Annotated in this window: 23 protein-coding genes; 13 read left to right on the plus strand and 10 right to left on the minus strand. The window is 52.2% G+C overall.

Annotated features, from left to right (window positions below):
- The first annotated feature begins 194 nt into the window (after positions 1-194).
- On the plus strand, positions 195-1,643 hold the full coding sequence (gene thiI, locus IP582_RS05200; protein ID WP_041852517.1) for a tRNA uracil 4-sulfurtransferase ThiI: 1,449 nt from the start codon (positions 195-197) through the stop codon (positions 1,641-1,643).
- A gap of 85 nt (positions 1,644-1,728) precedes the next feature.
- On the opposite strand, the gene yajL is transcribed toward thiI, so the two are convergent.
- Both yajL and panE read right to left on the minus strand, forming a co-directional pair.
- Positions 1,729-2,322: a protein deglycase YajL gene (yajL, locus tag IP582_RS05205; RefSeq protein ID WP_193795277.1), complete on the minus strand. Its 594-nt coding sequence runs from the start codon at positions 2,320-2,322 to the stop codon at positions 1,729-1,731.
- Positions 2,285-3,196, minus strand: a complete 912-nt coding sequence (gene panE / locus IP582_RS05210) for a 2-dehydropantoate 2-reductase (RefSeq protein ID WP_193795278.1) — start codon at positions 3,194-3,196, stop codon at positions 2,285-2,287. The genes yajL and panE overlap by 38 nt, the downstream gene beginning before the upstream one ends.
- Before the next feature lie 140 nt (positions 3,197-3,336).
- Here panE and IP582_RS05215 point away from each other — a divergent pair, with 140 nt between their 5' ends.
- Positions 3,337-3,828 (plus strand): YajQ family cyclic di-GMP-binding protein, encoded by a 492-nt coding sequence (locus IP582_RS05215; RefSeq protein ID WP_193795279.1) that lies wholly within the window; start codon positions 3,337-3,339, stop codon positions 3,826-3,828.
- 27 nt (positions 3,829-3,855) lie between these two features.
- Here the strand turns inward: IP582_RS05215 and IP582_RS05220 are convergent, their stop codons facing one another.
- From IP582_RS05220 to cyoA, 6 genes are all read right to left on the minus strand, one after another.
- Entirely contained in the window at positions 3,856-5,220 is a 1,365-nt protein-coding gene (locus IP582_RS05220) for an MFS transporter (protein ID WP_193795280.1), read from the minus strand.
- 291 nt (positions 5,221-5,511) lie between these two features.
- Entirely contained in the window at positions 5,512-6,399 is an 888-nt protein-coding gene (gene cyoE / locus IP582_RS05225) for a heme o synthase (RefSeq protein ID WP_071195839.1), read from the minus strand.
- An 11-nt stretch (positions 6,400-6,410) separates the two neighbouring features.
- Positions 6,411-6,737, minus strand: a complete 327-nt coding sequence (locus IP582_RS05230; protein ID WP_041852511.1) for a cytochrome o ubiquinol oxidase subunit IV — start codon at positions 6,735-6,737, stop codon at positions 6,411-6,413.
- Complete coding sequence (locus tag IP582_RS05235) at positions 6,737-7,351, minus strand: cytochrome o ubiquinol oxidase subunit III (protein ID WP_041852510.1); 615 nt, start codon at positions 7,349-7,351, stop codon at positions 6,737-6,739. The genes IP582_RS05230 and IP582_RS05235 overlap by 1 nt, the downstream gene beginning before the upstream one ends.
- Positions 7,341-9,332, minus strand: coding sequence for a cytochrome o ubiquinol oxidase subunit I (gene cyoB, locus IP582_RS05240; protein ID WP_193795281.1), 1,992 nt, complete (start codon positions 9,330-9,332; stop codon positions 7,341-7,343). Before cyoB ends, IP582_RS05235 begins: the two co-directional genes overlap by 11 nt.
- Positions 9,333-9,352: 20 nt before the next feature.
- Positions 9,353-10,300: a cytochrome o ubiquinol oxidase subunit II gene (gene cyoA, locus IP582_RS05245; RefSeq protein WP_193795282.1), complete on the minus strand. Its 948-nt coding sequence runs from the start codon at positions 10,298-10,300 to the stop codon at positions 9,353-9,355.
- Positions 10,301-10,835: 535 nt separating this feature from the next.
- Here cyoA and IP582_RS05250 point away from each other — a divergent pair.
- Both IP582_RS05250 and IP582_RS05255 read left to right on the plus strand, forming a co-directional pair.
- On the plus strand, positions 10,836-12,542 hold the full coding sequence (locus tag IP582_RS05250; RefSeq protein WP_193795283.1) for a molecular chaperone HscC: 1,707 nt from the start codon (positions 10,836-10,838) through the stop codon (positions 12,540-12,542).
- A gap of 3 nt (positions 12,543-12,545) precedes the next feature.
- Entirely contained in the window at positions 12,546-13,874 is a 1,329-nt protein-coding gene (locus IP582_RS05255) for a J domain-containing protein (RefSeq protein ID WP_193795284.1), read from the plus strand.
- A 32-nt stretch (positions 13,875-13,906) separates the two neighbouring features.
- On the opposite strand, the gene ampG is transcribed toward IP582_RS05255, so the two are convergent.
- Together ampG and IP582_RS05265 are read right to left on the minus strand one after the other, a co-directional pair.
- The gene (gene ampG / locus IP582_RS05260; protein ID WP_071195834.1) at positions 13,907-15,382 is read right to left on the minus strand and encodes a muropeptide MFS transporter AmpG; all 1,476 of its coding nucleotides are present in this window, start codon (positions 15,380-15,382) and stop codon (positions 13,907-13,909) included.
- Positions 15,383-15,423: 41 nt separating this feature from the next.
- The gene (locus IP582_RS05265; protein ID WP_041852504.1) at positions 15,424-16,002 is read right to left on the minus strand and encodes a lipoprotein; all 579 of its coding nucleotides are present in this window, start codon (positions 16,000-16,002) and stop codon (positions 15,424-15,426) included.
- 303 nt (positions 16,003-16,305) lie between these two features.
- Here IP582_RS05265 and bolA point away from each other — a divergent pair, with 303 nt between their 5' ends.
- The 9 genes from bolA (at position 16,306) to IP582_RS05310 (ending at position 26,711) form a co-directional block, all read left to right on the plus strand.
- Positions 16,306-16,623: a transcriptional regulator BolA gene (bolA, locus tag IP582_RS05270; RefSeq protein WP_041852503.1), complete on the plus strand. Its 318-nt coding sequence runs from the start codon at positions 16,306-16,308 to the stop codon at positions 16,621-16,623.
- Positions 16,624-16,968: 345 nt separating this feature from the next.
- Positions 16,969-18,267 carry a trigger factor gene (tig, locus tag IP582_RS05275; protein ID WP_041852502.1) on the plus strand — a complete coding sequence of 433 codons (1,299 nt, stop codon included), beginning with the start codon at positions 16,969-16,971 and terminating at the stop codon, positions 18,265-18,267.
- A 286-nt stretch (positions 18,268-18,553) separates the two neighbouring features.
- A complete protein-coding gene (gene clpP, locus IP582_RS05280; protein WP_041852501.1) occupies positions 18,554-19,177 on the plus strand; it encodes an ATP-dependent Clp endopeptidase proteolytic subunit ClpP in 624 nt (207 codons plus the stop codon).
- Between the two features lie 126 nt (positions 19,178-19,303).
- Positions 19,304-20,578, plus strand: coding sequence for an ATP-dependent protease ATP-binding subunit ClpX (clpX, locus tag IP582_RS05285; RefSeq protein WP_041852500.1), 1,275 nt, complete (start codon positions 19,304-19,306; stop codon positions 20,576-20,578).
- A gap of 183 nt (positions 20,579-20,761) precedes the next feature.
- On the plus strand, positions 20,762-23,116 hold the full coding sequence (gene lon / locus IP582_RS05290) for an endopeptidase La (protein ID WP_079497563.1): 2,355 nt from the start codon (positions 20,762-20,764) through the stop codon (positions 23,114-23,116).
- 210 nt (positions 23,117-23,326) lie between these two features.
- Complete coding sequence (hupB, locus tag IP582_RS05295; RefSeq protein ID WP_041852498.1) at positions 23,327-23,599, plus strand: nucleoid-associated protein HU-beta; 273 nt, start codon at positions 23,327-23,329, stop codon at positions 23,597-23,599.
- Positions 23,600-23,806: 207 nt separating this feature from the next.
- A complete protein-coding gene (gene ppiD / locus IP582_RS05300) occupies positions 23,807-25,681 on the plus strand; it encodes a peptidylprolyl isomerase (protein WP_193795285.1) in 1,875 nt (624 codons plus the stop codon).
- A gap of 144 nt (positions 25,682-25,825) precedes the next feature.
- Positions 25,826-26,206 carry a helix-hairpin-helix domain-containing protein gene (locus IP582_RS05305; protein ID WP_193795286.1) on the plus strand — a complete coding sequence of 127 codons (381 nt, stop codon included), beginning with the start codon at positions 25,826-25,828 and terminating at the stop codon, positions 26,204-26,206.
- Between the two features lie 97 nt (positions 26,207-26,303).
- On the plus strand, positions 26,304-26,711 hold the full coding sequence (locus tag IP582_RS05310) for a YbgC/FadM family acyl-CoA thioesterase (RefSeq protein ID WP_193795287.1): 408 nt from the start codon (positions 26,304-26,306) through the stop codon (positions 26,709-26,711).
- The last annotated feature ends 105 nt before the right edge of the window (positions 26,712-26,816 follow it).

Genomic DNA, 26,816 nt, shown 5'->3' on the forward strand with positions numbered 1-26,816 from the left:
GCCGCGGTATACACTTCATCCTTCAAACTGCTTCTTTGTTGGCTGCCTTTGTTCACCCCAGTCACTTACATGAGTAAGCTTCTGGGTTCACTCAGTTGCCGCCGCGAAGCATTTTGAATGATTTTGTGTATAAGGGCTGCTGTACTATTTTCCATTTCTAGCCCCGTCGGGCTTACCAACGAACCATTGCCGCCATGAAGTTTATCATTAAATTGTTCCCGGAAATCACCATCAAAAGCCAATCTGTGCGTTTGCGCTTTATTAAAATTCTCACCGGGAACATTCGTAACGTTCTTAAGCAGTATGATGAGACCCTCGCCGTTGTCCGTCACTGGGATAATATCGAAGTGCGCGCCAAAGATGAAAACCAACGTCTGGTGATTCGTGACGCGCTGACCCGTATCCCGGGTATTCACCATATTCTGGAGGTGGAAGATGTCCCGTTCACCTCTTTGCACGATATTTTCGAAAAAGCGCTGGTGCAATACCGCGACCAGATCGAAGGCAAAACGTTCTGCGTGCGTGTAAAACGTCGCGGCAAGCACGAGTTTAGTTCTATTGAAGTGGAACGCTACGTCGGCGGCGGTTTGAATCAGCACGTAGAGTCCGCCCGCGTGAAGCTGACGCACCCGGATGTCACCGTGAATCTTGAGATCGAAGATGATCGCCTGCTGCTGGTAAAAGGCCGTTACGAAGGCATCGGTGGTTTCCCGATTGGTACGCAGGAAGATGTTCTGTCGCTGATTTCCGGCGGTTTCGACTCCGGCGTCTCCAGCTACATGCTGATGCGTCGTGGCTGTCGCGTACATTATTGCTTCTTTAACCTTGGCGGCGCGGCGCATGAGATTGGCGTGCGTCAGGTTGCGCATTACCTTTGGAACCGCTTTGGCAGCTCCCACCGGGTACGTTTTGTGGCGATCAATTTTGAACCAGTGGTTGGCGAGATCCTCGAAAAAGTTGATGACGGCCAGATGGGCGTAGTGCTCAAACGCATGATGGTGCGTGCGGCATCCAAAGTTGCCGAGCGCTATGGTGTGCAGGCGCTGGTAACGGGTGAAGCGCTCGGTCAGGTCTCCAGCCAGACGCTGACCAACCTGCGCCTGATTGATAATGTCTCCGATACCCTGATCCTGCGTCCTCTGATCTCTTACGATAAAGAGCACATCATCGATCTGGCGCGTGAAATCGGTACCGAAGATTTTGCCCGTACGATGCCGGAATATTGCGGTGTTATTTCGAAAAGCCCGACGGTGAAAGCCGTGAAGGCCAAAATCGAAGCGGAAGAAGCACATTTCGATTTCGAGATCCTGGATCGTGTGGTTGCGGAAGCCTCCAATATCGATATTCGTGATATCGCCGCGCAGACCAGCGAAACGGTTGTTGAGGTCGAAACGGTCAGCGGATTTGGCCCGAACGATGTGATTCTCGATATCCGTTCTATTGACGAACAGGACGATAAACCGCTGGCGGTGGAAGGTATCGACGTGGTGTCGCTGCCGTTCTATAAGCTGAGCACCAAATTCGGCGACCTCGATCAGAGCAAAACCTGGTTACTGTGGTGTGAGCGTGGGGTGATGAGCCGCCTGCAGGCGCTCTATCTGCGTGAGCAGGGCTTTGAGAATGTGAAGGTGTACCGACCGTAAGCATTACTGTGCGATTTGTCCGGGCTACAGGCAGCCCGGCATGTCTGACACCGCCAGGGAAATCCTGGCGGGCTAAGCAGGCAAATTAAGCGCCGTAAAAGTTATAAATTCCGGCTGGAATGACCAACTGCGACGCTACTTCATGGGCCTTCTCCCCACTGACCAGCAGATCAATAATCTTTAAGCCAAAATCAATGCTCGTGCCAGGCCCCTGACTGGTGAGCAGTTTTACGCGTGGATCCCAGACAACGCGTTTGTCCTGCCACTGCTCCGCCGGTATTTTCTCTTTCAGCGCCGGGAAGCCGGTCATATTGCCTAGCGGGAACAGGTTGTGCGGCACCAATACGGTCGCAGGCGTTGCGCATATGGCCGCGACGATACGTCCGGAGGCATGGAATTGCCGTACGGTCTCTACCAGCAGTGGGCTGTCGCGGAAACATTCTGCCCCCTTAATTCCGCCCGGTAAGACGATAATGTCGTAATCACCGTCTGCCACAGAGACCAGCGGCGCATCTGCCAGCAGCTTGACCCCACGCGAGCAGGTGATCGCAAGATTACCGTCACTGGCAACGCTGGCGGTGGTCACGCTGATGCCGCCACGAACAAGCAGGTCGATAGTGGTGACCGCTTCGGTCTCTTCACTACCAGGGGCGAGACATACCAGAGCTGATGCGCTCATACTCACTCTCCTTACGTTTCACTAAGTCATACAGGCGGGCGTTTTCCGGCACCGCGATACCATGGGCACGGGCGCGTTTGAGCAGGTAGCCTGTGATGTAATCGCACTCGGTATGACGCATGGCGCGAATGTCCTGCAGCATTGAGGAAATATTATCCGCCGTGTTATCAATCACCTGGTAGACATAGCTGAGTAACTCATCTGCCGAGATATGGTGGCCTTCGCGTTCGATAACGGCAGCGACCTCGTGGGTGATTTTTTTGATTTCATCGGGAAAGTTACGTAAATCGCCGTTTCGGCAATTTTCCAGCGCGCTCAGCGGATTCACCACGCAATTAACCGCCAGTTTGCGCCAGAGGGCCGGGCGAATGTTGTTGTGCCAGGCCACGTCCGGAAGCACCTCCTGCAAGCTATCCGCCAGATAGCTAAAGTCGCCGTCCTGCTGCCTCGCCGGGCCAATATGCGTTGTGCCGCTGGCAACATGCACAATGACATTGCCGTCGCGCCGCGCCGCGTGCGTCGTGGTGCCAATCAGTAAGGGCTGCGACAGTGATTTCAGCTCTTCTACCGTGCCCATGCCGTTATGAATCAGCAAAATGGGTGTGGTGGCTGGCAACATCGCCGCTAAACCTCTTACCGCGTCAAAAACCTGCCACGCTTTAAGCGTGACCAACAATAAGTCGCTGCTCGCCAGAAATTCGGGATCGTTCGCGGTCAGGGATTCGTTAAAAATGGAGCCGTCTTCATCAACCAGGTTCACACTGCAAAAGGGTTGCGGTACGCGCAACCAACCCTGTACTTCGTGTCCATGCTTGCACAGAGCAGTTAACCACAATTGCCCTAAAGCACCGCATCCGAGTACGGTAATTTTCATTATTCCTCCTCACCTGCAACTGCGCCAGGTGTCACTGCTTACAGTATAGCGCCGTCAGCACTGCATTCAGCTATTACAAGTTGAGTTATGCTTGGTTGCGGGTATTATGCATCGCAATAAACACTGAGGGAGAAGAAAAGATGCCATCTTTCGATATTGTTTCTGAGGTTGATCTTCAGGAAGTCCGCAACGCTGTTGAAAATGCGATCCGTGAAGTCGAAACACGCTTCGATTTTCGTAACGTTGAAGCCACTTTTGAGCTGAATGAACAGAATAAGACGATCAAAGTTCTCAGTGAGTCCGATTTTCAGGTCAATCAATTGCTGGATATCCTGCGTGCGAAGCTGTTAAAACGCGGTATCGAAGGCACATCAATTGATGTTCCGGAAGAGTTTGTCCACAGCGGCAAAACCTGGTTCGTTGAAACCAAACTTAAGCAGGGCATTGAGAGCGCCGTTGCCAAAAAAATCGTTAAGCTGATTAAAGACAGCAAACTGAAAGTACAGACGCAAATTCAGGGCGAAGAGATTCGTGTCACCGGGAAATCCCGCGACGATCTGCAGTCGACAATGGCGCTGGTACGCGGCGGTAATCTGGGACAGCCTTTCCAGTTCAAAAACTTCCGCGATTAATAAAAAAGCGGGATTTCCCCGCTTTTTTTATACCCCTTTGATGGCTTGCTCAACCTCGAAACGGTTGGTGACTTTGCTGTCTATTTTGACGTAGGCGCTGCGTTCCTCCGCGACGACCAGCACTTCGCTTACCCCGCTAGTTGCCAGCAGCCGCGCCTGCAGTGAGGCATCTGGCGTGACATCTTCCGGTATGGCAATACGCAGGCTACTGACATAGGGCGGTTCCTGCATACTTCCGGCGACCAGCAGCCAGATCATGGACAGCAGCGCGCCTGCCAGAAAGACCGTCTGTGAGTCGAACAGGCCGTCAACCCAACCACCGAGCGCGCCGCCAATCGCCACCCCAAGGAACTGGCTGGTGGAGTAAATCCCCATCGCTGTGCCTTTATATCCGGCAGGGGCTTCTTTGCTAATAAGCGACGGCAGCAGGGCTTCCATCAGATTAAAGGCGAGGAAGAAAATCTGAACCCCCAGCACCAGTTCCCAGAAATGGGGACCCGCACCCCAGAGCACGATCTCCGCAATAAGCAGCAGCGCGACGCAAAATACAAACACCCGCTTCATGCGGCGCTTCACTTCGGCATAAATAATAAAAGGCACCACGGAAACAAACGACACCAGCATCGTAACGAGGTAGATTTTCCAGTGATCGCGGGCGGCAAATCCGGCGGCTTCGAGCATGCCCGGCAGGGCGACGAAGGTGGACATTAGCAGGATATGCAGACACATGATGCCGAAGTTCAGTTTCAGCAATTTTGGGCTGGCGATGACCTGACTAAAGCAGCCTTTTACCATCCCGGAGTCCCGGTTAAGCACGTGGTTGTGGCTCTTTGGCACCACCCACAATGTTAACGCGATACCCAGGGTCGCCAGCGCGGCAATCAGCCAGAAGAGAGCGTGCAGACCCAGTGTGTGGGTGATGATCGGGCCAAGCACCATCGCGATAGCAAAGGTCACGCCGAAACTGACGCCAATAAACGCCATGGCTTTCGTGCGATTTTGTTCACGGGTTAAATCAGAGAGCAGAGCCATCACCGCGGCGGCAATGGCGCCGGAGCCCTGGAGCGCGCGCCCAAGAATAATGCCCCAGATGGAATCTGAGAGGGCCGCAATAATGCTGCCGATCACAAAGATGGCGAGGCCACCGACGATAAGCGGTTTGCGACCAACGCGGTCTGAAAGCAGACCAAAGGGAATTTGAAACACCGCCTGTGCCAGGCCGTAAATGCCAATCGCCAGACCAATCAGCGCCTCGCTGGCACCCTGTAATGCCATGCCATACGTGGTCAGAACGGGCAGGACCATAAACATGCCAAGCATGCGCAGGGAAAAAACAGTCCCTAAACCCCAGGTTGCGCGCAACTCACCTGGCGTCATTTTATAATCGTTCATTACCACCTCAATCGAAAAACAGGCCATAGTTTAGGCGGGGCGCCTGGCGCGGTAAATAGGTGATTGTTTAATAGATATTACGAGGCTGTGAACGGTATTTATTTCGCTGCCAGCACACATTAACTACCCAGCCGAAACGGACCGACTCTGGAAACGTGCCGCGAAAGAATTATAAAGGCCATATCGCGGTAAAGAGACGAGGGGAGGGGGCTATGGGGAGGTGGAACGCTGTAGCCAACTGACAGACATAGAAAAGCCGGGTTATCCCCGGCTTTTAAAAGGTGTTATCCGTTACCAGACAGCCGCGAGCAGATTGTGAGAGTCAGGGACCATAAAATCCACTGACATCATCACGCTTAACGCGGTAATCGCGATGATGGAAAAGCCGAACAGCTTACGCGCCCAGACTTTGTCATCTTCCACCTTGTAGCCACGCAGCGCCATACCCAACCACCATACGCTTACGGCCGCGGCAACCACCAGATATTTATACCCGGCGTAACCGCCAAGGGAGAGCATCAGTGTTGCGACCGCAAAAGCGATGATATAGAGCGTGATATGGTTTTTGGCGACCGAAATGCCTTTCACCACCGGCAGTACCGGGATGTTTGCCGCCTGGTAATCTTTAAAGCGGAAAATGGCGATGGCGTACGAATGAGGCATTTGCCAGAGGCTGAAAATCGCCAGCAGAATAGCCGCACCGCTGTCAAACCCGCCGGTGACGGCACAGTAGCCAATCACCGGAGGCGCTGCGCCGGAAAGCGAGCCGATCAGCGTGCCGTAGACCGAGTGGCGTTTCATATACAGGCTATAGACGCCCACATACACCACAAAGCCCATCACCCCCAGCCAGCAGGCCAGAGGATTCGCGCCAAACCACAGCAGCATGAAGCCAGCAATACCCAACAAGGCAGCGTAAACCAGCGAGACTTTCGGCGAAATCAGGCCCCGGACCAGCACGCGGTTTTTCGTCCGCTCCATCTTCTTATCGATGTCACGGTCAATGTAGTTGTTAAATACACAACCGGAGGCGACAACCAGAGACACGCCAACCAGCGTGTAGACGAACAGCGGGTAATCAATATGGCCTTTAGAGGCCAGCAGGAACCCACCGATCACCGAGATCAGGTTGCCAAAAATAATGCCAGGTTTCGTTACTTGCAGGTATTGCTTCAACATACTCGCCGCTCTTAGTGAACCATCATGTTGTAGTTGAGGTTCCACATGATCCAGATGGAGCCGACTACCAGGATTGCGATGATAATCACGGTAAAGACGAAAGCTGTCATATTCCAGCCTTCATCGGACTTCGTGTTCATGTGCAGGAAGCAAACCAGATGCACCAGAATCTGCACAACCGCGGTAACCAGTACGGTGCCCAGAATCGCAGCATGAGATGCCGTGCCGCTCATCACCATCCAGAACGGAATAACCGTCAGGATGACCGACAGGATAAAACCTGTCATGTAGGTTTTTACGCTACCGTGGGAAGCGCCATGTTCCGTTGAATGACTCATTACATCGCCCCCATCAGATAGACTACAGAGAACACACAGATCCACACCACGTCCAGGAAGTGCCAGAACAGGCTCAGGCACATGATACGGGTACGGTTAGTGCTGGTCAGGCCGCGACGCGAAACCTGGAACATCAGCACTGCCATCCATACCAGACCCGAGGTTACGTGCAGACCGTGGGTGCCGACCAGCGCGAAGAACGCGGATAGGAAGCCACTGCGGTCCGGACCCATACCTTCTGCGATCAGGTGATGGAATTCATAAATCTCCATGCCTACGAACCCGGCACCGAACAAGAAGGTCAGTGCCAGCCAGGAAATAACCTGGCTTTTGTTGTTTTTGTACATGGCGATCGCCGCCATGCCGTAGGTGATGGAGCTGAATAACAGCAGTGCGGTTTCTACCAGGACGAACGGCAGCTCGAAGATGTCCTTGCCAGTCGGGCCACCCGCCGTGCCGTTCACCAGAACGGCATAGGTAGCAAACAGGCATGAGAACAAAATGCAGTCGCTCATCAGGTAGATCCAGAACCCAAATACCTTAGTCGGGCCTGCATCATGGTGCCCATGTTCGTGCGCGTGGGCATTCGCATGCGTTAAAGTATCAGTTGCCATTTTTCAGCCCTGCCTTAGAAATCTCATCGAAATGCTGTTTTTCCAGTTTTTCGATTTCTGCAACCGGTACGTAGTAATCCACGTCCTCGTCGAAGCTTTTCACAATCCAGGTAATGATCATGCCGGCGAAGCCAACAATCGCCATCCACCAGATGTGCCAGATCATCGCGAAACCAAACACCGTTGCGAAGGCGGCAATCACAACGCCCGCACCGCTGTTTTTCGGCATATGAATTTCTTCATAATGCGCCGGTTGCTTGTACGCTTCGCCTTTTTCTTTCATTTCCCAGAAGGAATCACGTTCGTGAATCTCAGGAACCACAGCGAAGTTATAGAACGGCGGCGGAGAAGAAGTCGCCCATTCCAGCGTACGGCCACCCCACGGGTCACCGGTCAGGTCACGGTTCTGGTCGCGGTCGCGAATAGACACGTAAATCTGAATCAGCAGGCAGAGGATACCGATAGCAATCAGTGCCGCACCGCAGGCTGCAATCACCAGCATCGAGTGGAACTGCGGATCAATCTGCTGGCTCAGGCGACGGGTCATACCCATAAAGCCCAGCACATACAGCGGCATAAATGCCACGAAGAAGCCAATGATCCAGAACCAGAATGCGCGTTTGCCCCAGGTTTCATTCAGCGTGAAGCCAAATGCCTTCGGCCACCAGTAGGTCAGGCCTGCGAAGCAACCGAACACCACACCGCCGATAATCACGTTATGGAAGTGGGCAATCAGGAACAGACTGTTGTGCAGGACGAAGTCCGCACCCGGCACCGCCAGCAGAACGCCGGTCATACCGCCCACCGAGAAGGTGACGATAAAGCCGATGGTCCACAGCATCGCAGAGTGGAACACGATGCGACCCTGGTACATGGTGAACAGCCAGTTGAAGATCTTCACCCCGGTCGGGATAGCGATGATCATCGTCGTAATACCAAAGAAGGCGTTTACGTTCGCGCCTGCACCCATCGTAAAGAAGTGGTGCAGCCAGACGATGAACGACAGGATGGTAATACAGATGGTCGCCCATACCAGCGAAGTGTAACCAAACAGACGTTTACGCGAGAAGGTCGCTGCGATTTCGGAGAATACCCCGAATACCGGCAGAACCAGGATGTACACTTCCGGATGGCCCCAGGCCCAAATCAGGTTGATGTACATCATCATGTTGCCGCCCATATCGTTGGTAAAGAAATGGGTACCGATATAACGGTCGAGGGTCAACAGCGCGATGGTCACGGTCAGAATGGGGAACGAGACGATAATCAGGACGTTGGCGCACAGAGATGCCCAGGTAAAGACTGGCATCTTGAACATACCCATGCCCGGCGCACGCATCTTCAGAATCGTTACGAAGAAGTTGATACCGGTCAGCGTCGTACCGATACCAGAGAGCTGGAGTGCCCAGATCCAGTAATCGACCCCGACACCAGGGCTGTATTCAATTCCCGACAGCGGCGGATAAGCCAGCCAACCCGTCTGCGCGAACTCACCGACGCCCAGAGAGATGTTAACCAGAATCACACCGACAACCGTGAACCAGAAGCTCAGGTTGTTCAGGAACGGGAACGCCACGTCACGCGCGCCGATCTGTAGCGGAACCACGAGGTTCATCAGACCGATAACGAATGGCATCGCCACGAAGAAGATCATGATCACACCGTGAGCGGTGAAAATCTGATCGTAGTGGTGAGGTGGCAGGAAACCTGCTTCCCCGGCAGAAGCCAGCGCCTGCTGACTACGCATCATCACGGCGTCTGCAAAGCCACGCAGCAGCATAACGACTGCAACCGCAACATACATAATGCCAAGACGTTTGTGGTCTACAGAGGTAAACCATTCATTCCACAGCCATGCCCACTTTTTGAAGTAAGTGAGCAGACCGACTACCGCCAGTCCCCCGACGATAATCGCAGCAATCGTGACCATGATAATGGGTTCATGGTACGGCACTGCATCCAGTGTAAGTTTTCCGAACATCGTATTCTTCCTCGACCCCTTTAGTGAGAGGCTTCCGCGTGGCTCATGTCCATGCCTTCCATACCTTCATGCGAGGCGTGCTCACCTTCTGGCTGGGTCATGTCCATGCTCTTGCCGTGGCCCATAAATTTGTTGATAACGTCTTTAAACAAATCGGGTTTCACGCTGGAGAAGTATTCAACCTTATTGTATTCGCTTGGTGCGGCAACTTTCTCGTAAGCATCCATGTCAGCCATGGTGTTCTGAGATTGTTTCACTTTAGCGACCCATTGGTCGAACGCTGCGCGGTCCTGCGTGGCGATAGCTTTGAACTTCATACCGGAGAAGCCTGGTCCGCTATAGCTGGCGGAGATACCGTCGTAGGTACCGGCTTCATTGGCGATAAGATGCAGTTTGGTCTGCATACCCGCCATCGCGTAGATCTGGCTGCCCAGACGCGGGATAAAGAACGAGTTCATCACGGAGTTGGAGGTCACCTTGAATTCCACCGGAGTGTTCGCCGGGAAGGCGATTTCATTCACGGTAGCAATGCCTTGTTCCGGGTAGATGAAGAACCATTTCCAGTCCATGGCGACAACTTCAATGGTGACAGGTGTTTCGTCATGCGCCAGCGGTTTGCTCGGTTCGAGCGAGTGGGTAGTTTTCCAGGTGAGTACAGCAAGGAACAGGATGATCAGAATCGGCACCGTCCAGACCACAGCTTCAACTTTGTTGGAGTGTGACCAGTTAGGGCTATACTTCGCATCTTTATTGCTTGCACGGTACTTCCAGGCGAAACCAACGGCCATCAAGATGGCGGGAATAACGACAATCAACATCAGGCCAAATGCCGTCAGTATCAGCGAACGTTGCTCCAGTCCAATCTGTCCTTTGGGGTCAAGTAGTGCAGAATCACAGCCACTGAGTAAAATCGTGCCTGCAAATAATGACAACCATCCCAAACTTTTATTGTATTTCCTGAGTCTCATTTACCGACCTCAATTCCACGGGGATCTGGTGGCGTTTAAAGTGTGCGGGCATTTTACGGGAAGGTTACATTACTGTAAACATGAATGGCGTAGTGTCAGTATGGTGTTACTGGGTTCTGCCGATTATGTCACACGAAATGCAACAACCTGTAAAATCGGGTGTTCGCACAGCCTGCCATTAAGGTTATAACGAAATCCCAGGAATACAATAAGGGGGCGGGTAAATTGGTATAACCAATCAAAATCATAAACAATTGCTTAACAATATTTCAGCATTTATTGAACATTACTGGAAACATATAATTAATAACCGTGCTGAATCGTTCAAGAGTAACCCTTAATTAATACCGCACAAAATAATTAAAGAAATTTTCTTCCCCTTTCGATAAATATTCGTACGTTGGATATTTTTAGGTTGTTTGTTTATTGAACGAAATAATAACTGAAAGGTAATATCTAAAGCGAATCCGCATAACTTGCTGATTATTATATTGCGATTCGTTTTTGCTTTTTTATCAGTGACTAAGGGATGGAAATGGCCATAACAGGAAACGACTCGCCAATTATTGGGATAGATCTGGGAACATCGAACAGTGCAGTCGCGTGGTTTGACGGTGAAAACCCACAGTTGCTCACGGGCGCGCTGGGCGAACGATTGACCCCCTCAGTGGTTGGACTGGACGATGACGGTAGTCTGCTGGTGGGTGAAGCGGCGAAAGCGCGACTGGTCAGTCATCCTCACCTGACCATTGCCAGTTTCAAACGCTACATGGGAACAGATAAGACGTGGAGTCTGGGGGCACGCCGGTTCCGGGCAGAAGAGCTGTCGGCATTGGTGCTACGTAAACTGAAGACTGACGCGGAAGTTGCGCTGGGTGGCACTGTTTCTCGCGCCGTCATCACCGTACCGGCTTATTTTAATGACGTTCAGCGTAAAGCGGTTAAAGCGGCTGGAAGACTGGCCGGGCTTGAGGTTGAGCGCTTGCTGAATGAACCCACCGCGGCATCGTTGGCATATGGGCTTGCGGATAATCGCGAGCAAAAATTCCTGATTTTCGATCTCGGCGGCGGCACCTTCGATGTCTCCATCGTCGATATGTTTGAAGGGGTGATTGAAGTTCGCGCCAGCAGCGGCGATGCCTGGCTTGGTGGCGATGATTTTACCCAGGCTATTCGTCAATGGATGCAGGAGCGTTACCCTGCGCTAGCTCATTCGAATACAGAGTGTGCGGCGGAGTTAACCCGGATTGCCGAAGCGTTCAAATGCGCACTGAGCCAGCAGGATGAGACCAGCGCAACGCTCAGTTATAACGGTGAAGAGTACTGTTGGACATTAACGGCTGAGACCTTTGCTGGTTGTGCCGCCTCACTTCTCACGCGGCTAAAAAAACCGGTTGTACAGGCTTTGCAGGATGCGCATTTCGACCCCGAACACCTCGACCATGTCATTCTGGTGGGGGGCGCCACCCGGATGCCGATTGTTCGTCAGATGGCGACCCGCATGTTCGGGCGCTTCCCGCGTAGCGAATTAAACCCCGATGAAGTGGTGGCCTTGGGTGCCGGTGTTCAGGCCGGACTGATTGCCCAGGCATGCGCGCTGGATGATATTGTCCTGACCGATGTCATGCCTTATTCCCTGGGGATCGAGGTTTCACGCAGAACTGGCGACAAAATCGATACCGGCCATTTCCTGCCGATTATTGAACGCAACGCCTTTGTACCGGTGAGCGTGATGAAAACCGTGAGCACACTGTTTGATAATCAACAGTATCTGGAGATAGAAGTTTACCAGGGGGAAGCCCGTCGGGTCAGCGACAATCTGTTGCTGGACAAAATGAAGATTAATGTTCCGCGTCGTAAAGCTGGTGATGTGAGCGCTGACATCCGCTTTACCTATACGCTGGACGGCATTCTTGAGGTTGAATGTAAAGTTCAGGGTGAAGAGACCGCATCAACCCTGGTCATTGAAAAAGTGCCCGGCCAGCTCAGCGAAGAGGAGATACGTGAACGTCTTCGCCAGCTTGATGGCCTGAAAATGCATCCCCGTGATGTGCCAGAAAATCGTCATTTACTGGCAGAGGCTTCTCGTTGTTACGAACGGCATCTTGGGGAGCGGCGACAAATTATCGATCACTATACCAGCCTGTTTGAACAGTCACTTGATCGCCAGGATGTACGTATGATTGCCGATGCGCGGGATGAATTGCGTCAGGTGCTCAACCAATTTGATGATGGGATGTAAGTGATGTCGACAATGTGGGAAACACTGGGCATCGAACCAACAACCGATGAATCCACCATTCGCCGGGCATACGCGCGAGAGCTTAAGATGCATCGTCCCGATCAGGATCCGCAAGGCTACCAGCTACTGCGTGAAGCGTTCGATGCGGCGAAAGCATTCGCAAAAGGCGAGATAATCTGGCTGGACGATGACAATGTGAAAGCGGTCATCAATCTGGACCGGGCGTTGTCTGAGTTACCGCAAGCTGAATCACAAGAGTCCGTGCAGCCAGCGCTCCCACCGCAGCCTGACTGGCAGCGAGAAACCCTTGAGGAGGATGCCGAGCGCTTTTCCGTTCAGTTACTTGCTGATGAAAGTGACGCGCTCAATGCGCTGCGATTCTATCTTGATCATCGCCTGCCCGATGCTCTGGAAGCCCGACGGGTGTTTAGCCTTGAGCTGGCCCAGGCGTTGAGTCAACGACCGGGCATTTCCCGGAGTCTGGTGAACAATGTGTCGGACATTATGGGATGGGATCTGGGTGGGTATCGCGATTCCCAACTGCCTTATTGGATCGTTCACGCCCTGGAAACGCAAATTGAGGCGACTGCTGCGGACCATCATTGGGACTATTTGCGCCGACAGGCTAGCCTGGATCGACAGAGCCGTCTGGCCTGGCGAATCCTTAGTGGCGAAATAGCGCATTTACCCTGGTGGGCGCGACTCATTCCGGATTTTGTTCAGGGGCTGTTGAATCAGGTGGCTGAGATCAAAAATGCTTATCCACAGTTGCTGGAACGGGTTAACCCGGCGCTGCTCCGGCTCCTTTCGACTCCCACTCCAGCCGTCTCCTGGGGGGCGCTGATCGCTATCTGGTTCTGGGGATTCGCTCTTTATATCCAGGTGCGGGCTGATGAACATTTGGTCTGGCAGGCGGTAACCATGGTGGGGATTGTGATCCTGTACTTATGGGGGGCGCCTGTGTTGCTGGCGTGCTACGAACGTAAGGCACTTCTCGCACGCATAAGCCATATTTTCTTCTGGCTACTTTCATGGGTCATTATGGCGGTCCCGTTGTTCCACATCTACGCGCTACTGTATCACTATCCGCCAGCGAGTGCGGGCGTTGCGCGGGTCTGTATGTTTACTGCGGTGATTGCTTACCCTGTCTGGTGGCTGGTGCGCAGTAATCTACATCAGTGGTACGCAATACCCTTTAATGGCGTCGTGAAACTGATCATGTTGCCTATCTTGTTTCTCAAGCAGTTGCCGCCGATGGTCAATGTCGTCGGGCTTATCATCCTGCCACCGTTATACAGTTACGTGATTAAGTGGCTCTATTTTTTCAATTAATCACTGTGCGAGCGCCAGCGATGCTGGCGCTTTCAGACAACACGTGTTTTGCGTAGCGCCAGAAAATCTAATAATCCGCCATAGACAATACCCACCAGCGCCAGTAATGCGCCGAATTCCAGCAACGTACTGCCAATGTCGATATGGACCCATCCGCTGGCGTTCACTATCAGGATGACCAGCCAGAAACCCAGTAACAGACAGCCAGTAGAAAGCAGGCGTAATGCCAGGCGGTAGGCTTTGGCAAACTCAGTGCGTGGCATAAAACGTTCTGTGCGCTGCGTGAATTCAAGCGTCTCTTTACAGAGCAGCAGCATCAACAGACCTGGCAGGGCAGCCGCGATAGAGAACAGGTAAAACATCGACCAGCCATGGGCTTCAACAAACCAGCCTGCCAGCGGCCCAACGTAAACCCGACCAACAGCAGATAACGCGGAAAGCAGGGCAAACTGGGTGGCAGAAAAGGACTTGTTGCACAGTGTCATCAGCAGCGCAACGAAGGCAGACGTGCCCATACCGCCGCAGAGGTTTTCCAGAAAAACCGCTGACGCCATGCTGATCATATCTTTCGGCGTCACGGCAAGCAGCCAGTATCCCGCATTCGAAATGCCTTGCAGCAGACCGAAAATCAGCAACGCGCGAAACAGCGACAAGCGTTGCATTAATACACCGCCCCAGAGTGCGCCAATAATAGTGGCGATAAGCCCAAGGGTTTTGTTGACTACGCCCACTTCACCGGCATCAAACCCGACGCCGCGAATCAGAAAGGTGGTGGTCAGGCTCATCGCGAACGCGTCACCAAGCTTATAAAGGACAATCAATAGCAAGATAAGCCAGGCATTATTGCGACCGAAGAAATCACGCAGCGGTTCGACAACGGCTTGCTCCAGTGAACGCGGTGCCGGGATAGCGTCGGTCGGTTCAGGGGCCAGCAACGTTGCGATAATGCACGGGATCAACAGTCCGGCCATCAGCCAGTACATGCCTTGCCAGCCGAGCCAGCGGTCCGCCAGCCACAGCGCCAGACCGCCAGACACTAACATGCCTAAGCGATAACCCAGTACGCTGATTGCCGCTCCGGTTCCGCGCTCCTCTGCCGGTAGCACATCCGTTTTCCACGCATCGAAAACAATGTCCTGTGAAGCAGAACAAAAAGCGATAACGACGGCCAGACCTGCCATCCATCGCAAATGACTGCCTGGCTCAAGAAAGCCCATCGCAGCGACCGCGACAAGTAAACCCAGTTGTGTCAGGAGTAGCCAACCGCGGCGTCGGCCAAGGAAGGGCGGGGTATAGCGGTCCATCATTGGCGACCAGAGAAATTTAAAAACATAGGCCTGGCCGACAAGCGAGAAGAAACCGATGGTTTTCAGATCGACGTTAGCTACTGTCATCCACGCCTGGAGCGTACCGGATGTCAGCGCCAGTGGTAAACCTGAGGCGAAGCCCAGCATCAGCAGAATGGCTGATTTGGGTTGCTGAAATATACGAAGGTAATGACTGGACATGGTTGAGTACTGGCCCGGCGAACCGGGCCAGCGTGCGGAACTTAACGCGTGTTCTGCTTGATGAACTGATGAATTGTGGTGTCCTGAGACATATCCGCGATGGTGTCGGTCAACACGCTGTTAACGGCATTCGTGATCTTGTCGTTAGTCGCCTGGAGTGCGCCTTCAACGTTATAGCTGGCGCGGTAGTTTTTCGTCATTTTATTGCCATTAGCTGCGGTTGCGATGATCGCAATATCCGCTTTCGTGGCAATGCTGTAACGCAGGTTGCCCTGAGAAACATCGGCATACAGCTGGTTAACAATGATTTGCAGGTTAGCCGCACCGCTTGGGCCGATCATATAACCGCGTGCAGTCATTTGTTTTTCCAACACTTCTTGTAGCAAGAAGCGCAGGTCGCGGGATGCCGTTAGGGTAACCAGTTGGTTATCGCGAGTGACTTTTGCCAGTGCCTGGTCAGGACGCTGGTCTGCGCCAGTGATGCTCACTGTAACGCCCATCAGGCTAGGATCCTGCTGTGGCAGCGTAATCTTCGGTGACACTTCAAGAGTGGTTGGCGGGGTGGCGCACCCGGCCAGCATAAATAAAGCGACCAATGGGAAGAGAAGTTTTTTTAACATGTTCAGGCTCTCAGTGGATCTTAAGCTTAGATAGGGAAAATTCTTGCCATCATAACATCGCCGTCAACAAGGGGAAGTCCTCAATGCATGTAAATTCATCGCCTTGTGCTTTTTTTAACCGCACGAACGATTTGCTCTGTAGAACATGACGTCATTTTTGACCTTTTCAGTAGAGTTCATACCTTTGAATGAGAAAATAGGACGAAAGCTAAATTTTTGTTGTTTTCTTGTTATGAACACGATAAAAGCGGCTAACATTTAAAGGGATGGGTCGCATCTCAGCGTTGTCGGAGGAGTCCTTTCATGATGATACGTGAGCAGATAGAAGATAAATTAAGGGCAGCGTTTGAACCCGTGTTCCTCGAAGTTGTTGATGAAAGCTATCGTCACAATGTACCGGCCGGTTCCGAAAGCCATTTCAAAGTTGTGCTGGTCAGTGACCGCTTTTCCGGGGAGCGTTTCCTCAACCGTCACCGTATGATCTACGGCACCCTTGCGGCGGAACTCTCGTCCACCGTTCATGCACTGGCTCTGCATACCTACACGATTAAGGAGTGGGAAGGTCTGCAGGACACCGTTTTCGCCTCGCCGCCATGCAGGGGAGCAGGCAGCATCGCGTAAAACGCATTTGCAACTGCCTGAGCTTTTCCAGTATGTTGCGTACAGTTTAAGTAAAAACGGCCTGCGGGCCGTTTTGTTTTGTCTGAGTTTTGAGCGAGAAGCGCAATTTTTAGGTCAAAATTACCTCGGAATTGTGAAAAATGGCGCAACAATGCGGCGTTCCCGTTCTCGACTCACTAAAGTGATGCCGCTATAATGCCGCGTCTTTATATATGAACGTCTTCGGGATGATTCTGGTGACAGGGAATGTATATCTGATTTGAGAGAGCATCCCGGTTCTGCGAAGCCCTATGACAGCTTCCAGAGTAGAGTTGACCGAGCACTGTGATTTTTTGAGGTAACAAGATGCAAGTTTCAGTTGAAACCACTCAGGGCCTTGGGCGCCGTGTAACGATTACTATCGCTGCTGACAGCATCGAGACCGCTGTGAAGAGCGAGCTGGTTAACGTAGCGAAGAAAGTACGTATTGACGGCTTCCGTAAAGGCAAAGTACCGATGAATGTCGTTGCTCAGCGTTATGGCGCTTCCGTACGTCAGGACGTACTGGGCGAATTGATGAGCCGCAACTTTATTGACGCGATCATTCAGGAAAAAATCAACCCGGCTGGCGCACCGAACTATGTTCCGGGCGAATACAAACTGGGCGAAGACTTTACCTACTCCGTAGAATTCGAAGTTTATCCGGAAGTTGAGCTGAAAGGCCTGGAAACTATCGAAGTTGAAAAACCGGTTGTAGAAGTGACCGACGCTGACGTTGACACTATGCTGGACACCCTGCGTAAACAACAAGCAACCTGGAAAGATAAAGATGGTGCTGTTGACGCGGAAGACCGTGTGACTGTTGATTTCACTGGCTCTGTAGACGGTGAAGAGTTCGAAGGCGGCAAAGCCACTGATTTCGTGCTGGCGATGGGCCAGGGTCGTATGATCCCAGGTTTTGAAGACGGCATCAAAGGCCACAAAGCGGGTGACGAGTTCACCATCGACGTGACCTTCCCGGAAGACTACCACGCTGAAAACCTGAAAGGTAAAGCGGCGAAATTCGTTATAAACCTGAAAAAAGTTGAAGAACGTGAGCTGCCGGAACTGACCGAAGAGTTCATCAAACGTTTCGGCGTTGAAGATGGTTCTGTTGCTGGTCTGCGTGCAGAAGTACGTAAGAACATGGACCGTGAGCTGAAAGGCGCAGTGCGTAACCGCATCAAGTCTCAGGCAATCGAAGGTCTGGTAAAAGCGAACGAGATCGAAATCCCGTCTGCCCTGATCGACAGCGAAATCGACGTTCTGCGTCGTCAGGCTGCGCAGCGCTTCGGTGGTAACGAGAAACAAGCGCTGGAACTGCCGCGTGAGCTGTTTGAAGAGCAGGCTAAACGCCGCGTGATCGTCGGTCTGCTGCTGGGCGAAGTGATTCGCACCAACGAGCTGAAAGCTGACGAAGAACGCGTAAAAGGCCTGATCGAAGAGATGGCTTCTGCTTACGAAGATCCGACCGAAGTTATCGAATTCTACAGCAAAAACAAAGAGCTGACCGATAACATGCGTAACGTCGCTCTGGAAGAACAGGCTGTTGAAGCTGTACTGGCAAAAGCAAAAGTGACTGAGAAAGCAACCAGCTTCCAGGAACTGATGAACCAGCAGGCTTAATTTACTCATCCGGTATAAAGAGTAAACAATAAGCCCGTCACCTTCTGGTGACGGGCTTTTTTTATCGCATTGATGTTATCAGAAGTGTGCTAAAAGGGCGTTTCAGTGTTAGCGTAACAGCAAAAGGTTGTTATGCTTGAAATAAGGTGTGGTCATCCCCATTAAGGGACTATCGACTGTGAACACTCTGGCTGATAATCCGTCCGTGAGGGGTCGTAGTCAGACCTGGCTCACTCAAGTACAATCAGTACAGCAGGTTATTTATTTTTAGATCCAGGAGACGGACATGTCATACAGCGGCGAACGAGATACCTTTGCACCCCATATGGCCCTGGTGCCAATGGTTATTGAACAGACCTCACGCGGTGAGCGCTCTTTTGATATCTACTCCCGTCTTCTTAAGGAACGTGTCATTTTCATGACGGGTCAGGTTGAAGACCACATGGCAAACCTGATCGTGGCGCAGATGTTGTTCCTGGAAGCGGAGAATCCGGAAAAAGATATTTACCTGTATATTAACTCTCCGGGTGGCGTTATCACCGCCGGAATGTCAATTTACGACACCATGCAATTTATTAAGCCTGACGTCAGCACCATTTGTATGGGCCAGGCCGCGTCCATGGGCGCATTCCTGCTGACGGCGGGAGCAAAAGGCAAGCGTTTCTGCCTGCCAAACTCACGCGTGATGATTCACCAGCCGCTGGGTGGTTACCAGGGGCAGGCGACGGATATTGAGATCCACGCCCGTGAAATCCTGAAAGTGAAAGGGCGTATGAACGAACTCATGGCGCACCATACGGGTCAATCTTTAGAGCAAATTGAACGAGATACAGAACGTGACCGTTTCCTCTCTGCGAACGAAGCCGTCGAATACGGTCTGGTTGATTCAATTTTGACCCATCGTAATTAATGCTCAGGCCGGAGTAGTGCCGCTATAATGAATATCGAGCGGCACTACGCTGGCAAGCGTTTTGCGCCTGGAATGGCATTTGCGTCGTCATGTGCGGCACAAAGAACAGAAAAGAGGTTTTGACTCATGACAGATAAACGCAAAGATGGTTCGGGCAAACTGTTGTACTGCTCTTTTTGCGGCAAAAGCCAGCATGAAGTGCGCAAGCTCATTGCCGGGCCGTCCGTGTATATCTGCGACGAATGTGTTGATCTGTGTAACGACATTATTCGCGAAGAGATTAAAGAAGTTGCGCCGCATCGCGAGCGCAGTGCACTGCCGACCCCGCACGAGATTCGCCATCACCTTGACGATTATGTCATCGGTCAGGAACAGGCGAAAAAAGTGTTGGCCGTCGCGGTATACAACCACTACAAACGTCTGCGCAACGGCGACACCAGCAATGGTGTTGAGCTGGGCAAAAGTAACATTCTGCTGATCGGGCCAACCGGTTCCGGTAAAACGCTGCTGGCTGAAACACTGGCGCGCCTGCTGGATGTTCCGTTTACCATGGCGGATGCCACCACACTGACCGAAGCGGGTTATGTGGGTGAAGACGTTGAAAACATCATCCAGAAACTGTTGCAGAAGTGCGATTACGACGTACAAAAAGCGCAGCGCGGCATCGTCTACATTGATGAGATCGATAAGATCTCGCGTAAGTCTGATAATCCGTCTATCACCCGTGACGTATCCGGTGAAGGCGTACAGCAGGCATTGCTGAAACTGATCGAAGGTACCGTGGCAGCCGTGCCGCCGCAGGGTGGTCGTAAACACCCGCAACAGGAATTCTTACAGGTTGATACCTCCAAGATCCTGTTCATTTGTGGTGGCGCATTCGCCGGTCTGGATAAAGTGATTTCCCATCGTGTTGAAACCGGTTCTGGTATCGGCTTTGGCGCGACGGTAAAAGCGAAATCCGAAAAAGCGAATGAAGGCGAACTGCTGGCCCAGGTTGAGCCGGAAGATCTGATCAAATTTGGTCTGATCCCGGAATTTATTGGTCGTCTGCCGGTGGTGGCAACCCTCAACGAGCTGAGCGAAGAAGCGCTGATTCAGATCCTGAAAGAGCCGAAAAACGCCCTGACCAAACAGTATCAGGCGCTGTTCAATCTGGAAGGTGTGGATCTGGAGTTCCGTGACGAAGCATTGACCGCTATCGCGAAGAAAGCGATGGTGCGTAAAACGGGGGCGCGTGGTCTGCGTTCCATCGTCGAAGCGGCGTTACTGGACACCATGTATGATCTGCCGTCTCTGGAAGAGGTCGACAAAGTGGTTATTGATGAGTCCGTGATTGCCGGGCAAAGCAAGCCGCTGTTGATCTACGGTAAGCACGAAGCGCAACAGGCATCTGGTGAATAATTCACCAATCCATACATACAGTTAATGAAAAAGGGGGGATTTTATCTCCCCTTTTATTTTTCCTGATTCTCGCCGTTGAATGTGTGGGAAACATCCCCATATACTGCTTTACATGTTAATGGTGCGTGTTGCACAGTCACGTCACCGGATTACCTGGCGGACATTAAACTAAGAGAGAGCTCTATGAATCCTGAGCGTTCTGAACGCATTGAAATCCCCGTATTGCCGTTGCGCGATGTGGTGGTTTATCCGCACATGGTCATACCCCTGTTTGTAGGGCGGGAAAAATCTATCCGTTGTCTTGAAGCGGCCATGGACCATGATAAAAAAATCATGTTGGTTGCACAGAAAGAAGCCTCAACGGATGAGCCGGGTGTAAACGATCTTTTCACCGTCGGGACCGTGGCCTCTATTCTGCAGATGCTGAAACTGCCTGACGGCACTGTCAAAGTGCTGGTGGAAGGTCTGCAGCGCGCGCGCATTACCACGCTGTCGGATAATGGCGAACATTTCACGGCTAAAGCGGAATATCTCGATTCCCCGGCCATTGATGAGCGCGAGCAGGAAGTGCTGGTACGCACTGCCATCAGCCAGTTTGAAGGCTATATCAAGCTCAACAAAAAAATCCCACCGGAAGTGCTGACTTCGCTGAACAGCATTGACGACCCTGCGCGTCTGGCCGATACCATTGCCGCGCATATGCCATTGAAACTGGCCGACAAACAGTCCGTTCTGGAGATGTCCGACGTTAATGAACGTCTGGAATATCTGATGGCGATGATGGAATCGGAAATCGACCTGCTGCAGGTCGAGAAGCGCATTCGTAATCGCGTCAAAAAACAGATGGAGAAATCTCAACGCGAGTACTATCTGAACGAGCAGATGAAGGCCATTCAGAAAGAACTCGGCGAGATGGATGACGCGCCGGATGAAAACGAAGCGCTGAAACGCAAAATCGACGCGGCCAAAATGCCAAAAGAGGCAAAAGAGAAGGCCGAAGCCGAACTGCAGAAACTGAAAATGATGTCCCCGATGTCTGCGGAAGCTACCGTGGTCCGCGGTTATATCGAGTGGATGATTCAGGTTCCGTGGTATGCGCGCAGCAAAGTGAAAAAAGACCTGCGTCAGGCGCAGGAAGTGCTCGATACCGACCACTATGGCCTTGAGCGTGTCAAAGACCGCATCCTTGAGTATCTCGCTGTACAAAGCCGTATGAACAAACTCAAAGGCCCAATCCTGTGTCTGGTTGGACCGCCGGGGGTGGGTAAAACCTCTCTGGGTCAGTCCATCGCCAAAGCGACAGGACGTAAGTACATCCGTATGGCGCTGGGCGGCGTGCGTGACGAAGCGGAAATTCGCGGTCACCGTCGTACCTATATTGGCTCCATGCCAGGCAAACTGATCCAGAAAATGGCCAAAGTGGGCGTGAAAAACCCGCTGTTCCTGCTCGATGAGATCGACAAAATGTCTTCAGACATGCGTGGCGATCCAGCATCTGCTCTGCTGGAAGTGCTTGATCCGGAACAGAACGTTGCATTTAGCGATCACTATCTGGAAGTGGATTACGATCTCAGCGATGTCATGTTTGTCGCGACATCTAACTCCATGAACATTCCGGCACCGCTGCTCGATCGTATGGAAGTCATCCGTCTTTCCGGTTACACGGAAGATGAGAAGCTGAATATTGCTAAACAGCATCTGCTGACGAAACAGATCGAACGTAATGCGCTCAAACCGACGGAACTGACCGTGGATGACAGCGCCATTGTCGGCATCATCCGTTATTACACCCGTGAAGCAGGCGTGCGTAGCCTTGAGCGTGAAATCTCGAAACTGTGCCGTAAAGCGGTGAAACAGCTGCTGATGGATCCGACACTGAAACACATCGAGATTAACGGGGACAATCTGCATGATTACCTGGGCGTTCAGCGCTTTGACTATGGCCGCGCGGATGACGAAAACCGTGTAGGTCAGGTAACCGGGTTGGCGTGGACCGAAGTCGGCGGCGACCTGCTGACCATCGAAACCGCGTGCGTACCGGGCAAAGGCAAGTTGACTTATACCGGTTCGCTCGGTGAAGTTATGCAGGAATCTATCCAGGCTGCGCTGACCGTGGTGCGTGCACGGGCGGAAAAACTCGGTATTAACGGGGATTTCTACGAAAAACGCGATATTCACGTTCACGTACCGGAAGGGGCTACGCCGAAAGATGGCCCGAGCGCCGGTATCGCGATGTGTACCGCGCTGGTTTCTTGCCTGACAGGCAACCCGGTACGTGCTGATGTGGCGATGACGGGTGAAATTACTCTGCGTGGCCAGGTTCTGCCGATTGGCGGCCTGAAAGAAAAACTGCTGGCGGCGCACCGTGGCGGGATCAAAACCGTGCTAATTCCTTACGAGAACAAACGCGATCTTGAGGAAATTCCGGAAAACGTCATTGCCGACCTGGACATCCATCCGGTTAAGCGCATTGACGAGGTTCTGGCCCTGGCATTGCAAAACGAACCGTTTGGTATGCAGGTCGCGACCGCAAAATAGTGACCGCGCGCAAAGAGCGTTGATAAAAACAAGGCTGGTAAGGCATTTCGGACTTGCCAGTCTTTTTTTGTATAGCTAATTTAGATTGCTGGTTGGGTGTGTCATCATCAACTGGTGTTGTAAGGGCATGACAGGCCTGATATAACTGCTGCGCGGTCGCGCTGTGAAGGACTCAGGCGCGATATAAATTATAAAGAGAGGAAGAGAAGAGTGAATAAATCTCAACTGATAGACAAGATTGCCGCGGGGGCTGATATCTCTAAAGCGGCTGCTGGACGTGCGTTAGATGCTTTAATTGCTTCTGTTACTGAATCTCTGAAAGAAGGGGACGATGTAGCGCTGGTAGGTTTTGGTACTTTTGCTGTTAAAGAGCGTGCTGCGCGTACAGGTCGCAATCCTCAGACCGGCAAAGAAATCACTATCGCCGCAGCTAAGGTTCCGGGCTTCCGCGCTGGCAAGGCACTGAAAGACGCGGTTAACTGATCGCTTCCCTGTGGGAGGTGAAAAGTACAAGGGCGCATCGAGAGATGTGCCTTTTTTATTTATTCAGTCACTCTTATCTGAGTTTCTGCGAGTTGTGGGCTGACAATTGCCCCCTTTTCTTGTCAAAATACGACCCTATACGCAGCGTCGGGAAACTGAGTGACTGCGAGAGGTCTACAGTCACCTACAGCGGAGTGTTGTTACACCATGATGGACAATTTACGCACGGCAGCAAACAGCATCGTGCTCAAGATCATTTTCGGCGTCATTATCGTGTCGTTCATTTTGACCGGCGTCAGTAGCTACCTTATTGGCGGTAACAATAATTATGCCGCAAAGGTAAATGACCAGGAGATTGGTCGCGCACAATTCGAAAATGCGGTTGCCAGTGAACGTAATCGTATGCAGCAGCAGCTGGGTGACCAGTTCTCAGAGCTGGCCGCGAATGAAAACTATATCAAATCCATGCGTCAGCAGGTACTGAACCGCCTTATCGACGAAGCACTGCTGGACCAGTACGCGCATAACCTGCACCTGGGCATCAGCGATGAGCAGGTTAAGAAAGCGATTTTCTCCACCCAGGCTTTCCAGACCAACGGTAAATTCGATAACGACCGTTTCAACGGCATCGTCAACCAGATGGGGATGAATGCAGATCAGTATGCACAGGCGCTGCGCAACCAACTGACCTCTCAGCAACTGATCAACGCGATTGCGGGTACTGACTTCATGCTCAAAGGTGAGACGGATGAACTGGCGGCGCTGGTTTCCCAGCAGCGCGTTGTGCGTCAGGCGCTGATCGACGTGAATGCGCTGGCGGCAAAACAGACCGTAAGCGATCAGGAGATCGCCGGCTTCTATGAGCAGAATAAAACCCGCTTTGTCTCCCCGGAGCAGTTCCGTGTCAGCTATATCAAGCTGGATGCAGCCAATATGCAGCAGGACGTCAGCGACGCGGATATTCAGTCTTACTATGATCAGCACATGGATCAGTTCACGCAGCCGCAACGTAATCGCTATAGCGTTATTCAGACCAAAACAGAAGATGACGCTAAAGCCGTGCTGGACGCACTGAGCAAAGGGGCAGATTTTGCCGCACTGGCGAAAGAAAAATCCACTGACATTATCTCTGCCCGTAACGGCGGTGATATGGGGTGGCTGGAGCCGGCCACCACACCTGATGAACTGAAAAATTCAGGTCTGAAAGACAAAGGCCAACTGTCAGGCGTGATCAAATCTTCTGTTGGCTTCCTGGTTGTTCGTCTTGATGACATTCAGCCTGCAAAAGCTAAACCGCTGAGCGATGTTCATGACGAGATCGCCGCGAAAGTGAAGCAGGATAAGGCACTGGATGCCTGGTATGCCCTGCAACAGAAGGTGAGCGAAGCCGCAAGCAACGATAATGAATCTCTGGCGGGTGCTGAGCAAGTCGCCGGGACAAAAGCCGTTGAAACGGGCTGGTTTAGCCGTGACAGCCTGCCGCAAGAGCTTAATTTTAAACCTGTTGCCAATGCTATTTTTGACGGTGGTCTGGTGGGTGTGAACGGTGCGCCGGGCAGTAACTCTGACATTATTACTGTCGATGGCGACCGCGCTTTCGTGCTGCGTGTGAGTGAGCATAAAGCAGAAGCTATTAAGCCACTGGAAGAGGTTAAAGCTCAGGTCAGTGATATCGTTAAGCATAACAAAGCAGAGCAGCAGGCCAAGCTGGATGCTGACAAGCTGATCGCTGAACTGAAAGCGGGTAAAGGCGACGATGCGCTGAAAGCCGCAGGGTTAAGTTTTGGCGCAGCGAAAACCTTGACTCGTACCGGTCAGGATCCGATTAGCCAGGCGGCCTTTAGCCTGCCGCTGCCTGAAAAAGACAAACCGGGTTATGGCGTAGCGAACGATGCCCAGGGCAATGTCGCGATTCTGGCGTTAGATGAAGTGAAAGCTGGCACCATGCCGGACGACCAGAAGAAAGCGATGGTTCAGGGTATTACCCAGAACAATGCACAGATCGCTTTCGAGGCGCTGATGACCAACCTGCGTAAAGAAGCCAAAATCAAACTTGGCGCGATTATGGAACAGCAGGAATAGCGAGACGCTTTCCACAAATATTGCAACGTTTTGCAATTCAAAAGGCCGCTTTCGCGGCCTTTTCCACATTTGCGCTTCACCATTTGTCCCGTTTTTCCCGGTTGTTTATCGTAGCCTCGTTGTTAAACACCAAGGAGAAACAGCATGAAACATGGAATCAAAGTACTTTTACTGACCCTTTCTTTTGCCTGTGCTGGCATCAGCCATAGTACGCTGGCAGCCCCCAATGACGGTGGTGCGAAAGCGCCAGCGGTACAAACCAAAGCCGATAACGGCGCGACGTCGAGTGCTAAAACCCCCGACACGGCAAAAAGCACTGATGATGACGGTACAAGGGTTAGCATTAATACCGCCAGCGCTGAGGATCTGGCGCGGGTGATGAATGGTGTGGGCATGAAAAAAGCGCAGGCGATTGTGAGCTACCGGCAAGAGTACGGCCCCTTTAAGACCCTGGACGATCTCAAGCAGGTGCCTGGTATGGGGAGTGCGCTTGTTGAACGCAACCTCGGAAATCTGACCCTATAAAAGATGATGCTTGCGTAGTGGCGAAATTTTGCCAGACTAAAGAGGTCATACCAGTTATGGCCTCTGTTCCTATAACAAAAGTAAAGGTTAAAGCGCTATGCAGACTCAGATCAAAGTTCGTGGTTATCACCTCGATGTCTATCAGCATGTGAACAATGCCCGTTATCTGGAATTCCTGGAAGAAGCGCGTTGGGATGGGCTGGAAAACAATGAAAACTTTAAATGGATGACGACGAATAACATCGCGTTCGTGGTCGTCAACATCAATATCAATTACCGCCGTCCTGCCGTGCTGGGCGACCGCCTGACGGTGACCAGCCACGTTAAACAGATTAACGGACGAAGCGGCGTGCTCAGCCAGGTCGTGACGCTGGAACCGGGAGGTGAAGTGGTGACCGATGCGTTAGTGACCTTTGTGTGTATCGATCTTAAAACGCAAAAGGCGCTGGCGCTGGAAGGGGAGTTACGTGAAAGGCTGGAAGAGATGATCCGCGAAGAGGCGTGACAGTCGCAAAAATCTCCCGGATGCGGCGCAAGCGCCTTATCCGGGCTACGCGATTATGGCAGTGGATACAAATTGTAGCCCGGGGAAGCCATGTTCCCGGTTCAT

The sequence above is a fragment of the Citrobacter sp. BDA59-3 genome (assembly GCF_015167655.1).
Lineage (GTDB): Bacteria > Pseudomonadota > Gammaproteobacteria > Enterobacterales > Enterobacteriaceae > Phytobacter > Phytobacter diazotrophicus.